Origin of the sequence: Streptomyces sp. NPDC058274 (genome assembly GCF_042881375.1) — a bacterium.
Taxonomy (GTDB): domain Bacteria; phylum Actinomycetota; class Actinomycetes; order Streptomycetales; family Streptomycetaceae; genus Streptomyces.
This window is the reverse complement of sequence record NZ_JBHVXW010000010.1, coordinates 214733-228981: the sequence shown is the minus strand read 5'-3', so window position 1 is coordinate 228981 and position 14249 is coordinate 214733. Positions and strand designations below refer to the sequence as shown.

General features: G+C 71.4%; 12 protein-coding genes. 10 read left to right on the top strand and 2 right to left on the bottom strand.

What is annotated here, in order from left to right:
- The first annotated feature begins 144 nt into the window (after positions 1 to 144).
- From mce to ACFVYF_RS21725, 8 genes are all read left to right on the top strand, one after another.
- A complete protein-coding gene (mce, locus tag ACFVYF_RS21760) occupies positions 145 to 585 on the top strand; it encodes a methylmalonyl-CoA epimerase (RefSeq protein ID WP_389457608.1) in 441 nt (146 codons plus the stop codon).
- A 243-nt stretch (positions 586 to 828) separates the two neighbouring features.
- The gene (gene scy / locus ACFVYF_RS21755; protein ID WP_389457607.1) at positions 829 to 4677 is read left to right on the top strand and encodes a polarized growth protein Scy; all 3849 of its coding nucleotides are present in this window, start codon (positions 829 to 831) and stop codon (positions 4675 to 4677) included.
- A gap of 182 nt (positions 4678 to 4859) precedes the next feature.
- A complete protein-coding gene (locus ACFVYF_RS21750) occupies positions 4860 to 5795 on the top strand; it encodes a cellulose-binding protein (RefSeq protein ID WP_389457606.1) in 936 nt (311 codons plus the stop codon).
- A gap of 316 nt (positions 5796 to 6111) precedes the next feature.
- Positions 6112 to 7134, top strand: coding sequence for an ABC transporter ATP-binding protein (locus ACFVYF_RS21745; protein WP_389457605.1), 1023 nt, complete (start codon positions 6112 to 6114; stop codon positions 7132 to 7134).
- A 2-nt stretch (positions 7135 to 7136) separates the two neighbouring features.
- Complete coding sequence (locus ACFVYF_RS21740) at positions 7137 to 7907, top strand: ABC transporter permease (RefSeq protein ID WP_389457604.1); 771 nt, start codon at positions 7137 to 7139, stop codon at positions 7905 to 7907.
- A gap of 58 nt (positions 7908 to 7965) precedes the next feature.
- Complete coding sequence (locus ACFVYF_RS21735; protein WP_389457603.1) at positions 7966 to 8856, top strand: hypothetical protein; 891 nt, start codon at positions 7966 to 7968, stop codon at positions 8854 to 8856.
- Between the two features lie 171 nt (positions 8857 to 9027).
- Positions 9028 to 10287 carry an ABC transporter ATP-binding protein gene (locus ACFVYF_RS21730; RefSeq protein WP_389457602.1) on the top strand — a complete coding sequence of 420 codons (1260 nt, stop codon included), beginning with the start codon at positions 9028 to 9030 and terminating at the stop codon, positions 10285 to 10287.
- On the top strand, positions 10284 to 11132 hold the full coding sequence (locus tag ACFVYF_RS21725; protein ID WP_389457601.1) for an ABC transporter permease: 849 nt from the start codon (positions 10284 to 10286) through the stop codon (positions 11130 to 11132). Before ACFVYF_RS21730 ends, ACFVYF_RS21725 begins: the two co-directional genes overlap by 4 nt.
- A gap of 21 nt (positions 11133 to 11153) precedes the next feature.
- Here the strand turns inward: ACFVYF_RS21725 and ACFVYF_RS21720 are convergent, their stop codons facing one another.
- Positions 11154 to 11486 carry an ATP/GTP-binding protein gene (locus ACFVYF_RS21720; RefSeq protein ID WP_389457600.1) on the bottom strand — a complete coding sequence of 111 codons (333 nt, stop codon included), beginning with the start codon at positions 11484 to 11486 and terminating at the stop codon, positions 11154 to 11156.
- A gap of 218 nt (positions 11487 to 11704) precedes the next feature.
- Between ACFVYF_RS21720 and ACFVYF_RS21715 the strand changes: the two genes are divergently transcribed.
- The gene (locus tag ACFVYF_RS21715) at positions 11705 to 12733 is read left to right on the top strand and encodes an LLM class flavin-dependent oxidoreductase (RefSeq protein ID WP_389457599.1); all 1029 of its coding nucleotides are present in this window, start codon (positions 11705 to 11707) and stop codon (positions 12731 to 12733) included.
- A gap of 85 nt (positions 12734 to 12818) precedes the next feature.
- Here ACFVYF_RS21715 and ACFVYF_RS21710 read toward each other — a convergent pair whose 3' ends face one another.
- Entirely contained in the window at positions 12819 to 13211 is a 393-nt protein-coding gene (locus tag ACFVYF_RS21710; protein WP_383290720.1) for an SCO5389 family protein, read from the bottom strand.
- Positions 13212 to 13502: 291 nt separating this feature from the next.
- On the opposite strand from ACFVYF_RS21710, the gene nucS reads away from it, so the two are divergent.
- Positions 13503 to 14174, top strand: coding sequence for an endonuclease NucS (nucS, locus tag ACFVYF_RS21705; protein ID WP_389457598.1), 672 nt, complete (start codon positions 13503 to 13505; stop codon positions 14172 to 14174).
- Positions 14175 to 14249 lie beyond the last annotated feature (75 nt).

Here is a 14249-nt window from a genome sequence, read left to right as displayed (position 1 = left end):
TGCGATCCCCTTACCGGCCTGCACAGCCGAGGAGTGAACGAGGGTTTACTGAGAATGTACTGAGCGGTAGGCCACCCGTCATCCGGCCCGCGGTGTGATCGCGCGCACGTTGCGTAACCACGCCGGGAGCGCTGCACTGACTCCATGCTGACGCGAATCGACCACATCGGGATCGCCTGTTTCGACCTCGACAAGACCGTCGAGTTCTACCGTGCGACGTACGGCTTCGAGGTCTTCCACTCCGAGGTCAACGAGGAGCAGGGCGTACGAGAGGCCATGCTGAAGATCAACGAGACGTCCGACGGCGGCGCCTCCTACCTCCAGCTCCTGGAACCCACCCGCGACGACTCCACGGTCGCGAAGTGGCTGGCCAAGAACGGTGAAGGGGTCCACCACATCGCCTTCGGCACCGCGGACGTGGACGCGGAGGCCGCGGACATCAAGGACAAGGGCGTACGTGTCCTCTACGACGAGCCCCGGCGCGGCTCCATGGGCTCCCGGATCACGTTCCTGCACCCAAAGGATTGTCATGGAGTCCTGACAGAACTGGTCACTTCGGCGGCGGTTGAGTCACCTGAGCACTGACCGCCGTATATCTGGGCCGGTAGGGTTGGGGGCGGCCGTCGCCGTATTCGGGGACGGCCGGGGTCCCGTCGACTTCGCACGTCGGGATTCGAGGGCCGGGGTTCCAGGTTTCGGGGGACGAGCGTCGGGGCAGCAGCTCGTGCCCCGCCGTTGATCTGACACCATTCCCCGGGGGCCCCGTTCGGCGGATGGACGGAGCTCGTTCGGAAAGACTTGCGACCAGGGGACGGATGGGACCGCGCAGTGCGGGGCTACGAACGCCAGGAGCGAGAGCCGGCGGCTGACGTCGACCACCTCTCTCGGTTCGAGGCCGAGATGGAGCGGCTGAAGACCGAGCGGGAGAAGGCCGTCCAGCACGCCGAGGACCTCGGCTATCAGGTCGAGGTGCTGCGCGCCAAGCTGCACGAGGCGCGGCGCAGTCTGGCGACCCGTCCCGCCTACGACGGCGGCGACATCGGGTACCAGGCCGAGCAGCTGCTCCGTAATGCCCAGATCCAGGCCGACCAGCTGCGCGCCGACGCCGAGCGCGAGATGAGCCAGGCCCGCGCGCAGACGCAGCGGATCCTCCAGGAGCACGCCGAGCAGGCCGCGCGCCTTCAGGCGGAGCTGCATCAGGAGGCGGTCACCCGTCGCCAGCAGCTCGACCAGGAGCTCTCCGAGCGCCGGCAGACCGTCGAGTCGCACGTCAACGAGAACGTGGCGTGGGCGGAACAGCTGCGCGCCCGCACCGAGGCGCAGGCCCGCCGTCATCTGGAGGAGTCCCGCGCCGAGGCCGACCAGGCGCTGGCCGCCGCCCGCGCGGAGGCCGAGCGGATCGCCGCCGAGGCCCGCCAGCGGCTGACGAACGACGCCGAGGCGGCCCGCGCGGAGGCCGAGCAGCTGCTGCGCCGCGCCCGCACGGACGCCGAGCGCCTGCTGAACGCCGCGTCCAGCCAGGCCCAGGAGGCCACCGACCACGCCGAGCAGCTGCGCAGCTCCACGGCGTCGGAGTCGGACACCGCCCGCCGTCAGGCCACCGAGCTGAGCCGGGCCGCCGAGCAGCGGATGGCCGAGGCCGAAGCGGCGCTGCGCGAGGCGCGGGCCGAGGCGGACAAGCTCGTCGCCGAGGCGAAGGAGGCCGCGGCCAAGGCCCTGTCGAGCGCCGAGTCGGCGAACGAGCAGCGCACGCGGACCGCGAAGGAGCAGGTCGCCCGGCTGGTGAGCGAGGCCACCAAGGAGGCCGAGAGCACCAAGTCCGAGGCGGAGCAGGTCGTCGCGGAGGCCCAGGCGAAGGCCGAGAAGATCATCACCGAGGCCGAGGAGACCGCTCGCAGCCTCACGGCCGAGGAGACCGCCTCCCAGCTCGCCAAGGCGGCCCGCACGGCCGAAGAAGTACTCGACAAGGCGTCCGAGGAGGCGAAGCGGACCACCAAGGCCGCCTCCGAGGAGGCCGAGCGGATCCGCACCGAGGCGGAGACAGAGGCGGACCGGCTGCGCGCCGAGGCGCACGACATCGCCGAGCAGCTCAAGGGCACGGCGAAGGACGACACCAAGGAGTACCGCGCCAAGACGGTCGAGCTGCAGGAGGAGGCGCGCCGGCTGCGCGGCGAGGCCGAGCAGTTGCGCGCCGACGCGGTCGCCGAGGGCGAGCGGATCCGCAGCGAGGCCCGGCGCGAGGCCGTGGGGCAGATCGAGGAGGCCGCGAAGACCGCCGAGGAGCTGCTCGCCAAGGCGAAGGCGGACGCGGACGAGCTGCGCACCGCGGCCACCAACGACAGCCAGCGGGTACGTACCGAGGCCATCGAGCGCGCCACGACGCTGCGCCGGCAGGCCGAGGAGACGCTGGAGCGCACGCGCAAGGAGGCCGAGCGGCACCGCGCCGAGTCGGTCGAGCAGTCCGAGGCGATCAAGGCCGAGGCCGAGCAGGCGGCGCGGGAGCTGCGCGAGGACACCGAACGCGGCGTCGCCGCCCGGCGCGCGGAGGCCGCCGACGAGCTGACCCGGCTGCACACCGAGGCCGAGGAGCGGCTCGCCGCTGCCGAGCAGGCGCTGACGGACGCCCGCGCGGAGGCCGAGCGGCTCCGCCGCGAGGCCGCCGAGGAGACCGACCGGCTGCGCTCCGAGGCCGCCGAGCGGATCCGTACGCTCCAGGCGCAGGCCGAGGCCGAGGCCGACCGGCTGCGCAACGAGGCGGCGGCGGACGCGTCGGCCTCGCGGGCCGAGGGCGAGAACATCGCCGTACGACTGCGTTCGGAGGCCGCGGCGGAGGCCGAGCGGCTGAAGTCGGAGGCCCAGGAGTCGGCCGACCGCGTACGAGCCGAGGCGCAGGCCGCGGCCGAGCGGCTGGCGACCGAGGGTGCCGAGACGCTGGCCGCCGCCCAGGAGGAGGCCGTCCGGCGCCGCCGTGAGGCCGAGGAACTCCTCGGTTCGGCGCGCCAGGAGGCCGACCAGGAGCGCGAGCGGGCCCGCGAGCAGAGCGAGGAGCTGCTGGCTTCCGCGCGCACCCGTGTGGAGGAGGCGCAGGCCGAGGCCGTACGGCTGGTCGAGGAGGCCGACCGGCGCGCGACCGAGATGGTCACGAACGCCGAGCAGACCGCGCAGCAGGTGCGCGACTCCGTGGCCGGGCTGCACGAGCAGGCGCAGGAGGAGATCGCCGGCCTGCGCTCGGCCGCCGAGCACGTCGCGGACCGTACGCGGACCGAGGCACAGCAGGAGGCGGACCGGGTCCGCGCCGACGCGTACGCCGAGCGGGAGCGCGCCTCCGAGGACGCGGCGCGTCTGCGGCGGGAGGCGTCCGAGGAGACCGAGGCCGCCAAGTCCCTTGCGGAGCGCACCGTTTCGGAGGCGATCGCCGAGTCCGAGCGGCTGCGTTCGGACGCCGCCGAGCACGCCCAGCGGGTCCGCACCGAGGCGTCCGACGCCATCGCCAACGCCGAGCAGGACGCATCGCGTACCCGGGCGGAGGCCCGTGAGGACGCGAACCGGATCCGTTCGGACGCGGCCACGCAGGCGGACACCCTGATCACCGAGGCGAGCGCCGAGGCGGAGCGGCTGGCGAGGGAGACGAACGCGGAGGCCGAGCGGGTCCGTGCGGAATCCGTGGCCAAGGCCGAGAAGCTGATCTCGGACGCGACCGGGGACGCCGAGCGGCTGCGTGCCGACGCCGCCGAGACGGTCGGCTCCGCGCAGCAGCACGCCGAGCACATCCGCAGCGAGTCCGAGCGCGTCAAGGCCCAGGCGGCCGCGGAGGCCGAGCGGCTCACGTCGGCCGCCCGCGAGGAGGCGGACCGCACGCTGGACGAGGCGCGCCAGGAAGCCAACAAGCGGCGTTCCGAGGCGGCCGAGCAGGTCGACACGCTCATCTCCGAGACGGCGTCCGAGGCCGACAAGCTGCTCTCCGAGGCGCAGCAGACCGCGCAGAAGACCACGGCGGACGCCGAGGCCCAGGCCGACACGATGGTCGGCGCCGCGCGGAACGAGGCCGAGCGGCTGGTGTCGGAGGCGACCGTCGAAGGCAACTCCCGGGTGGAGCGGGCGCGTACGGACGCGGACGAGCTGCTGGTCGGCGCGCGCCGGGACGCGACCGCGATAAGGGAGCGCGCGGAGGAGCTGCGCGACCGCATCACCTCGGAGATCGAGGAGCTGCACGAGCGGGCCCGCCGCGAGTCGGCCGAGACGATGAAGACGGCGGGCGAGCGCTGTGACGCGCTGGTGAAGGCGGCCGAGGAGCAGCTCGCCGAGGCCGAGGCGAAGGCGAAGGACCTGGTCGCGGAGGCCAACTCCGAGGCGAGCAAGGTGCGGATCGCCGCCGTGCGGAAGGCCGAGGGGCTGCTCAAGGAGGCCGAGCAGAAGAAGAACTCGCTCGTCGCCGAGGCCGAGAAGATCAAGGCGGACGCCGAGCAGGAGGCGCGGCGCACGGTCGACGAGGGCAAGCGCGAGCTGGAGGTCCTGGTGCGCCGCCGCGAGGACATCAATGCCGAGATCTCCCGTGTCCAGGACGTCCTGGAGGCGTTGGAGTCCTTTGAGGCCCCGTCGGGTACGAAGGACGGCGGGGTCAAGGCGGGAGCCGCAGCCGGCGCAACTCGTTCGGGTGGCAAGCCGTCAGAGGGGTAGCCATCAGCACCGATTCCGTGCTTGGCAAGACCCCTGACGGAGCCGCTGGCAAGCCCTCCGGCGGTTAGCCACCCAAAAGGAGTGTCATTCTCCAGATCAAACACGTATCCGCTCGATGACACACCGCTTTGACCCCTAGGATTCCCCCTATCACCTCACCGGTCTCATTCGACAGGAACCCCATGAGCGACACTTCCCCCTACGGCTTCGAGCTTGTGCGGCGTGGGTACGACCGCGCTCAGGTGGACGAACGCATTTCGAAGCTCGTCTCCGACCGTGACAGCGCTCTGGCCCGTATCACTGCTCTCGAAAAGCGCATCGAGGAACTCCATCTCGAGACGCAGAACGCCCAGGCCCAGGTCAGCGACGCCGAGCCGTCGTATGCGGGTCTCGGCGCGCGCGTCGAGAAGATCCTCCGCCTCGCCGAGGAGGAGGCGAAGGACCTGCGCGAGGAGGCCCGTCGCGCGTCCGAGCAGCACCGCGAGCTCGCCGAGTCGGCGGCCCAGCAGGTGCGCAACGACGCAGAATCGTTCGCTGCGGACCGCAAGGCCAAGGCGGAGGACGAGGGCGTCCGGATCGTCGAGAAGGCCAAGAGCGACGCCTCCCAGCTGCGTTCCGAGGCGCAGAAGGACGCGCAGTCCAAGCGCGAGGAGGCGGACGCCCTCTTCGAGGAGACCCGTGCCAAGGCCGCGCAGGCCGCCGCCGACTTCGAGACGAACCTCGCCAAGCGCCGCGAGCAGTCCGAGCGCGACCTCGCCTCGCGTCAGGCCAAGGCCGAGAAGCGCCTCGCGGAGATCGAGCACCGCGCGGAGCAGCTGCGCCTGGAGGCCGAGAAGCTGCGCACGGACGCCGAGCGCCGCGCCCGTCAGACGGTGGAGACGGCTCAGCGCCAGGCCGAGGACATCGTCGCCGACGCGAACGCCAAGGCGGACCGGATCCGTTCGGAATCCGAGCGCGAGCTGGCGGCCCTCACCAACCGCCGCGACTCCATCAACGCGCAGCTGACGAACGTCCGCGAGATGCTCGCGACGCTCACCGGCGCCGCGGTGGCCGCGGCCGGCACGCCCGCCGAGGACGAGCCGATCACCCGCGGGGTCCCGGCCCAGCAGTCCCGGTAACCCCGGACAGCCCGCGACACCGAGGCCCGCACCCCCGCCGGGGGCGCGGGCCTTCGCGCTGCGCACGCAAGGGGAGCGCCCTGCAGGGGTGCGAGGAACTGCGCGCCCGGTCCCCACGCCGTGCCGCAGGTCGCCCACGTCGGCGAGCACCCCCAGGGGCGCGGGCAACCGCGCGCCCGGCCACGACGCCGCCGCACCCGGCAACAGCGCACCCCTGGCAGGACAGACACCGCCCCCGCGCCCGGGCCGCCGCGGCCCGGCCGAAAAGGCACGCCACTCAAGTGGCAGGGCCCCCGGCCCCGACTAGGCTGACGGCATGATCGAGCTCGAGGGGCTGACCAAGCGATACGGCGAGAAGGTGGCGGTCAACAACCTCACGTTCGCCGTCAGACCCGGCATCGTGACGGGCTTCCTGGGCCCCAACGGCGCCGGGAAGTCCACAACGATGCGGATGATGCTCGGTCTTGACCGGCCCACGGCGGGCGACGTCCGGATCGACGGTCAGCACTACGACCGGCTCAAGGACCCGCTGTCGTACATCGGCGCCCTGCTGGACGCCAAGGCCATGCACGGCGGCCGCAGCGCCTTCAACCACCTGCTGTGCCTCGCGCAGAGCAACGGCATTCCGAAGGCGCGGGTGCACGAGGTGCTCGACACGGTGGGACTCACGGCGGTCGCCCGGAAGAAGGCGAAGGGCTTCTCGCTCGGCATGGGCCAGCGGCTCGGCATCGCGGGCGCCCTGCTCGGTGACCCGCGGATCCTGATGTTCGACGAACCGGTCAACGGCCTCGACCCCGAGGGCATCCACTGGATCCGCAATCTGATGAAGTCGCTGGCCGCGCAGGGCCGCACGGTCTTCGTCTCCTCCCATCTGATGAGCGAGATGGCACTGACCGCCGATCATCTCGTCGTCATCGGCCAGGGCCGGCTGCTCGCCGACACGTCCATGGCGGACTTCATCCAGCAGAACTCGCGGTCGTACGTCCGGATCCGCTCCCCCCAGCGGGAGCGGCTGCTCGATCTGCTGCACGATGCGGGGGTCACCGCCGTCGAGGCGGGCAACGGGACGCTCGAGGTGGACGGCGTGCCGGCGGAGAACATCGGTGAGCTGGCCGCGCAGCACCGGATCGTGCTGCATGAGCTGAGCCCCCAACAGGCTTCCCTCGAAGAGGCGTTCATGCAGCTGACCGCCGAGTCCGTGGAGTACCACGCGCACAGTGACACCCCGCTCGGGGCGGCCCAGGCACCGCCGCCGCACTCCGACACCCCCCTCGGGGCGGCTCCGGCGCCGCCACCGCCCGAGCGGCAGCAGTGGGGCAGCGACTGGAAGAAGGGCTGACCATGGCGGTGATCCAGGTCGTCAGGTCCGAGTGGACGAAGATCCGGTCCGTGGCGTCCACGGTGTGGACCCTCAGTCTCGCCGCGGTGGTGACGGTCGCCCTCGGCATTCTGATCTCGCTGCTGTCCAAGAACGACTTCGACAACATGAGCGAGAAGGACCAGCTCTCCTTCGACCCGACCTTCATCAGCTTCGCGGGGATGAGTCTCGGTCAGCTGGCGATGATCGTGTTCGGCGTCCTCGTCGTCTCGAACGAGTACAGCACCGGCATGATCCGCACCTCCCTCGCCGCCGTCCCGCAGCGCGGCACCTTCCTCTTCTGCAAGATCGCGGTGGCGACCGCACTGGCACTCGTGGTCGGTCTCATCACCAGCTTCGTCGCCTTCTTCCTGGGCCAGGCGATGCTCGGCTCGCACAAGGCCTCCATCGGCGACCCCGGTGTCCTGCGCGCCGTGATCGGCGGCGGGCTGTACATGACGCTCATCGCCCTGTTCTCGATGGCGGTCGCGACGATGCTGCGCAGCCCGATGCTCTCGCTCGGCATCCTGATGCCGTTCTTCTTCCTGATCTCCGCGATCCTGGGCAATGTCTCCGCCACCAAGAAGGTCGGCCAGTATCTGCCCGACCAGGCCGGCAGCAAGATCATGCAGGTGGTGACCCCGCTGGACGACGACACCCCGTACGGCCCCTGGGGCGGGCTCGGCATCATGGTGCTGTGGGTGGTGGTCGCCCTGATCGGGGGGTACGTGCTGCTCAAGAGGCGGGACGCGTAGGGCCGCCGGGCCCGGTCGGGACCTGCCCCACCGGGCGGTCACTCCCGAAGGGCGCCACGTGACGACGAAGGACCGAAGTCTCGCAGCCCTCGGCCTGGACGACGTGCCGGTCGAGCGGCCGCTCACGTATCCGGGCCGCCCCGCGCCGGAGCCCGCGCTCCTCGACGGTGACGAGCTGCTGCGGCTCGACGTACGGCCGCTGCGGCTCGGCGGGTGGCCCGTGGCGGACCACCCGGACCGGCCGTCGCTCGACGAGGCGCTGACCGCCCTCGGCCGGCCCGTCACCGGCCGCCGTCACCCGGTGGTCTCCGTCGGCTCGAACTCCTCCCCCGGACAGCTCGCCCACAAGCTCACCCGGCTCGGCATCGCGACGACCGTTCCGATGGTGCCGGTCCGGGTGCGGGGCATCGGGGTCGGCTGCGCGGGGCACATCAGCCCGGCGGGTTACGTGGCGGGGACGCCGTACATCGAGCGGACCGCGGACACCACCCTGGTCGTCTCCTGGCTGGACTCGACGCAGCTCAGGGCCCTCGACAGCACCGAGTTCCCCCGTTACCGGCGGGCGGTCCTGCCGGGTGACGTCTTCGAGCTGACGATGCCGTCCGGGGAGCGGCTCGGCGGGGCGTACATCTACTTCGGCGTGCGCGGGGTGCTCGCCGACGCCGACACCCGGCGGCCGGTCCCCGGCGGCGGCGACCAGTCCGAGCTGCTCGCCGGTCTGCTGAGCCGGTCGGCGCGGCTGCGGGAGCTGCTGGGCCCCGACCCGGCCGGCTGGACCCGCCGGATCCGGGCGGACGAGGCGCTGCGGGTGCGCGCCACGCAGGTCCTCGGCGAGGCGGGCTGGGTCCTGCCGCAGACGGATTTCCTGCCGTACGCCGACGAATCGGCCGCGCTGTGGTCCTACGACGACCTGCCCGCGCTGGACGGTTCGCTTCCGGATCTCGCCTGACCTGGGAGGACACGTACCTGTCAAAACAGGGGCCCCTCCGACCGCCTCGTCACCCACGTGACCTGCGTATTTTTGCCTTCTCTTGAGTGGAACCGTCAGCGCCCGGATATCCTCCTAACCCTTACGGGGGCGTGTGCCCCGTCGTCCTGAACCTTTCGATGGGTGCGGAGCATGATCGAGGCAGTCGGCCTGACGAAGCGCTATGGCGCCAAGACGGCCGTGTACAACCTTTCCTTTCAGGTGCGGCCCGGTGCCGTCACCGGCTTCCTCGGGCCCAACGGGTCGGGCAAGTCGACGACGATGCGCATGATCCTCGGCCTGGACAACCCCACCTCGGGGCAGGTGACGATCGGCGGCTACCCGTACCGCAAGCTGCCCAACGCTCCTCGTCAGGTCGGTGCGCTCCTCGACGCCAAGGCCGTGCACGGCGGCCGGCACGCCCGCAACCACCTGCTCTGCCTCGCCCAGCTCTCGGGCATTCCGGCCCGGCGGGTGGACGAGGTGCTGGGGGTCGTCGGACTGCAGGAGGTCGCGAGGAAGCGGTCCAAGGGCTTCTCGCTCGGCATGGGCCAGCGCCTCGGCATCGCCGCGGCCCTGCTCGGCGACCCCCAGGTGCTCCTCTTCGACGAGCCGGTCAACGGGCTCGACCCCGAGGGCATCCTGTGGGTCCGCAACCTCATGAAGTCCCTTGCCGCGGAAGGCCGTACGGTCTTCGTGTCGTCGCACCTGATGAGCGAGATGGCACTCACCGCCGACCAGCTCATCGTCATCGGACGCGGGCAGCTGCTCGCCGACATGAGCGTCCGGGACTTCATCTCGCACAACTCGGCCGACTTCGCCCGGGTCCGCACCCCGGACACCGAGCCGCAGCAGCGCGAGAAGCTGACGGCCTCGCTGACCGAGGCCGGGGGCCAGGTGCTGCCCGAGGTGGACGGCGCGCTGCGCGTCATGGGCCTGCCGCTGCCGCGCATCAGCGAGCTGGCGCACTCCGCCGACGTCCGCCTGTGGGAGCTGTCGCCGCACCAGGCCTCGCTGGAGGAGGCGTACATGCGGATGACCCAGGGTGCCGTGGACTACCGCTCGACCATCGACCAGAAGGCGGGCCTCCAGCAGCAGCTGCCGCCGGGTGCGGTGCCGCCGGTCCAGATGCCCGTCCCGGGCCAGGGCCAGCCGGGGTGGTACGCCCCGCCGCCGCCCCAGCACGGCGGGCAGCCGTTCGCCATGCCGCAGCCGGGGCCCCCGGCGGGCCCGTACGGCGGCCCGGCCGCGCCCGGCGCCCCTGCCACCGCCCAGCCCAACCCGTACGCGCAGCCCGCGCCCCAGGCCCCCGCGCAGCCCGCTCCGGCCCCCGCACAGCCCTCCGCGGCCCCCTCCGCCGCACCCGCCGCCGCTCCCGGCCTGACCAAGCGCGACAGCGAGGACCCCCGATGAGCACGCCCCAGCCCCCGATGCCGCAGCAGACCGCGCCCGCCCCCACCTGGCAGGCGGGACCCGGCACTTCGTACACCTCGCCGATCCCGGTCACCCGGACCCATCTGGGCCACGCGCTCACCTCCGAGTGGACGAAGATCAAGTCGGTGCGCTCCACGGTGTGGACGCTGGGCGTGTTCCTGGTGCTCGTCTTCAGCAGCGGACTGCTGGTCGCCACCCAGACCCGGGACAGCGACTTCGTCGACCTGCCGTACACGTTCACGGCCTTCATCGGCCTGATGCTGGGGCAGATCTGCCTGATCACCCTGGGTGTGCTCGTGGTCTCCTCGGAGTACGGCACGGGCATGATCCGTACGACGTTCACCGCGTCCCCGCAGCGCCACCGGGTGCTCGCCGCCAAGTTCCTGATCTACTTCGCGCTCGCGTTCGTCGTGTCCACCGGTTCGGTGCTGCTGATGGGCGCCGTCACCGCCGGGATGCACAGCGGACCGGAGGCCGGCGACGTGCCGTGGGTCGGCACGGCCTTCAAGGGCGGCCTGTACGTGTCCCTGCTCGGCATCCTGTCCCTCGCCGTGGGCTCGATGCTGCGGCACTCGGCGGGTGCGATCACCGCGATGCTCGGCCTGGTGCTGCTGCCCGCGATCCTGCCGGCCTTCCTGCTGATCTCCGAGTCCACCCGGAAGATCGGCGAGAAGATGATGGACTACAACGCGCCCAACTCGCTCGCGAAGATCTTCGGCGCGGACCAGGGCAGCAGCGGGACTCCTCAGCTGATCCTGCTCATCGTGCTCACCGTGGCCGCGGTGGCCGGCGCCTTCGTCCTGCTGGAGAAGCGGGACGTGTGACCCGCGCCGAGCTCGACCCCGCTAGAACTTCGGGGCGTTTCGGGACCGCTGCACCCGCGAGGTGCGGCGGTCCTTCGCGTTCCAGCACGCCTTGTGCCAGTGGCGCCGCTCGTCCACGCCCGAGTGCTCCGGCCAGGCCACCACGTGCGGAACGCCGGAGGGGATCATCTGGTCGCACCCCGGGCAGCGGTAGGTCTTGCCCTGGGCACTCGCGCCCGCGACATGGCGCACGCTCCACTCCTCGCCCTGCCAGCTTTCCGTGGACTGCCAGCCGCCGTAACGGCCGGACCGGTCCGCCTCCGCGCTCGGGCCGTACGAGCCGGCGCCCTTCGGACGGTTGCGACGCGGGGACACAGGACACCTCACGGAGCTATACAGGGAGCAGGAGCCGCGTCCAGCCTACGCGGCGCCCCCACGGGTAGGCGTACTCCAGCAACCCGCTCGGATCTCCGGCTGACCGGCCCATTCAGCAGACAATCCGCAAATCTCCCCGACAAGCCGTGACTTCGGCACGTGTCAGGGGGTTATGCCGGTGGGGAGCTTCGCGTCGGCGCCAAGGAGGCAGGAGTGCGATGCGCGTAGGAAGTTTTGTACTGGCGGCCCAGTTCCCGGGCCAGGGGCAGGGGGAGGCGCTGCACCGCGCGGTGCGGTCGGCCGAGGTCGCCGAGGAGGCCGGGCTCGACTCGGTCTGGCTGGCCGAGCACCACTTCGTGCCGTACGGGACGTGTCCTTCCGCCGTCTCACTCGCCGCCTTCCTGCTCGGCCGCACCCGGCGGATCCGGGTCGGCACGGCGGTGAGCGTGCTGCCCACCGCGCACCCGGTCGCGCTCGGCGAGCAGGCCGCGCTGCTGCATCTGACCTCCGGTGGACGCTTCTCGCTGGGCGTCGGCCGCGGCGGCCCCTGGGTCGACCTGGAGGTCTTCGGCGCCGGCCTCGACGCGTACGAGAACGGGTTCCCGGAATCACTCGATCTGCTGGTGCGCTGGCTGCGCCAGCCGTCGGTGGAGGGCACGGGCGAGCGGTTCCCCTTCCGTGAAGTCCCCGTCGTCCCCAGGCCGTCGGAGGATCTGAGCGGCGCGCCGGGCCCGGAGGTCGTCGTCGCCTGCACCTCACCCGCGAGTGTCCGGCTCGCTGCCGAGCGCGGTCTGCCGATGCTCCTGGGGATGCATGTGGGCGACGAGGAGAAGGCCGAAATGGTCGCACTGTGGCGGCGGTTCGCACGCGCCGCGGGCCGCCCGGCGGACGAGGTCTTCTCAGCCGCCCACGTCTCGGCGGGCGTCTGCCAGATCGCGGACCGCCGCGCCGACGCGGTGGAGACGCTGCTCAAGTCGATGCCCGGCTGGCTGAAGCAGGGCCTGGAGGCCCATGTGACGGTCGACGGCCGCGCCCGCTCCATGCGGGACCCGTGGGCGTACACCGAACTGCTCTGCGGACTGCACCCGGTGGGGACGCCGAGGCTGTGCGCCGACCGGCTCGCGGCGACGTCGGAGCGGACCGGCATCTCCCGCTTCGCGCTGCTGGTCGAGGGTTCGGGCGACCTGGCGGCGACAGAGGAGAACGTACGACGGCTCGGCGCCGAGGTGCTCCCTCACCTCGGCTGAGCGAACCGGTCGTGCGGGGAGCTTGCCGCCCCGTACTCATCGCACCTCCCGCGTAAGGAGCGGCAAGCCATGCGCCATCGCCGCGTCAGCAGTCCCGGAACTCCGGCGACTGGTTCAGCAGCTGGCTGCGGACCGAGGTGAAGCGTGCCAGCTTGTCGTCCACTGAAGCGTCCAGCGGGAACACCGCAACCCGGTGGCAGTTCTGGAAGGCCAGTCGCACTCCGAAGTGCCGCTGCAGCGCGCCGCGTATCGCGTCACTCGCCAGCGCACGCAACAGCTGGCCACGTGCCTGCTCGTCCGGTGGCGGCGTCTGGTTGTCGGCGAACGATCCGCCGTCCACCTTCAGCTGGGCCACCAGGGAGCTGATCATCTCCCATGCGTAGGGCAGGGAGGTCCGGACGCAGTCGACGAATTCAGCTTCGTCGACCTCGCCTCGCTCGGCCTGTTCGAGTAGGGCCGGTGAGACGTCGAGCGACATGGGTTCTCCTCTCGCACCCCCAGACCAACGGGGGTTGACGGACAGGGCGGGAGTCCGCGACATCAGACACGCTGCGTACACGCATCGCGACCTCCTGTTTATACGGTAGGCAACGGACGATGACGGCACCAGGAGAATGCCCACACAGCGGACTCCTGGTAGGGACACAATCGGCCACTGCCGAACAGGTGACTTCCAGGGACAAGAGGGGCAGTCCGGCGGGCTCGGGTGGCGGGGGTGACGGGTGGGCGAATCGCGTACAGCCGTGCCGGTCGAGTAGCGTTGCCCACCATGCGTCTCGTCATCGCCCGCTGCTCCGTGGACTACGCGGGCCGGCTCACCGCCCATCTCCCGTCCGCCCCCCGCCTGATCCTCGTGAAGGCCGACGGCAGCGTCTCCATCCACGCGGACGACCGGGCCTACAAGCCCCTCAACTGGATGTCGCCGCCCTGCACGCTGAAGGAGGGTTCCGGCGACGAGGAGGGTGTGTGGACCGTCATCAACAAGGCGGGTGAGAAGCTCATCATCACGATGGAGGAAGTCCTCCACGACTCCTCGCACGAACTGGGCGTGGATCCCGGCCTGATCAAGGACGGCGTGGAAGCGCACCTCCAGGAACTGCTCGCGGACCGCATCGAAACGCTCGGCGAGGGCTATTCGCTCATCCGCCGCGAGTACATGACGGCCATCGGGCCCGTCGACATCCTGTGCCGGGACGCGGAGGGCCAGACCGTGGCCATCGAGATCAAGCGGCGCGGTGAGATCGACGGCGTGGAGCAACTGACGCGCTATCTGGACCTGTTGAACCGCGACCCGCACCTGGCGCCGGTCCGTGGCATCTTCGCCGCCCAGGAGATCAAGCCGCAGGCCCGCGTCCTCGCCACCGACCGCGGCATCGGCTGCACGGTCCTGGACTACAACGCGCTGCGCGGCATCGAGGACGACAAGCTGCGGCTGTTCTGACCGGCGACTCCCATGACGGCCAGGAGGGCCGGGTCCGACAACGGACCCGGCCCTCCTCCCGTACGTGCGGACGTC

Bases quoted from the DNA above. Each gene is read 5' to 3' on its own strand.
- mce (WP_389457608.1), top strand. From the start codon at position 145: ATGCTGACGCGAATCGACCACATCGGGATCGCCTGTTTCGACCTCGAC.
- ACFVYF_RS21750 (WP_389457606.1), top strand. From the start codon at position 4,860: ATGAGCGACACTTCCCCCTACGGCTTCGAGCTTGTGCGGCGTGGGTAC.
- ACFVYF_RS21745 (WP_389457605.1), top strand. From the start codon at position 6,112: ATGATCGAGCTCGAGGGGCTGACCAAGCGATACGGCGAGAAGGTGGCG.
- ACFVYF_RS21740 (WP_389457604.1), top strand. From the start codon at position 7,137: ATGGCGGTGATCCAGGTCGTCAGGTCCGAGTGGACGAAGATCCGGTCC.
- ACFVYF_RS21730 (WP_389457602.1), top strand. From the start codon at position 9,028: ATGATCGAGGCAGTCGGCCTGACGAAGCGCTATGGCGCCAAGACGGCC.
- ACFVYF_RS21725 (WP_389457601.1), top strand. From the start codon at position 10,284: ATGAGCACGCCCCAGCCCCCGATGCCGCAGCAGACCGCGCCCGCCCCC.
- ACFVYF_RS21715 (WP_389457599.1), top strand. From the start codon at position 11,705: ATGCGCGTAGGAAGTTTTGTACTGGCGGCCCAGTTCCCGGGCCAGGGG.
- ACFVYF_RS21710 (WP_383290720.1), bottom strand. From the start codon at position 13,211: ATGTCGCTCGACGTCTCACCGGCCCTACTCGAACAGGCCGAGCGAGGC.
- nucS (WP_389457598.1), top strand. From the start codon at position 13,503: ATGCGTCTCGTCATCGCCCGCTGCTCCGTGGACTACGCGGGCCGGCTC.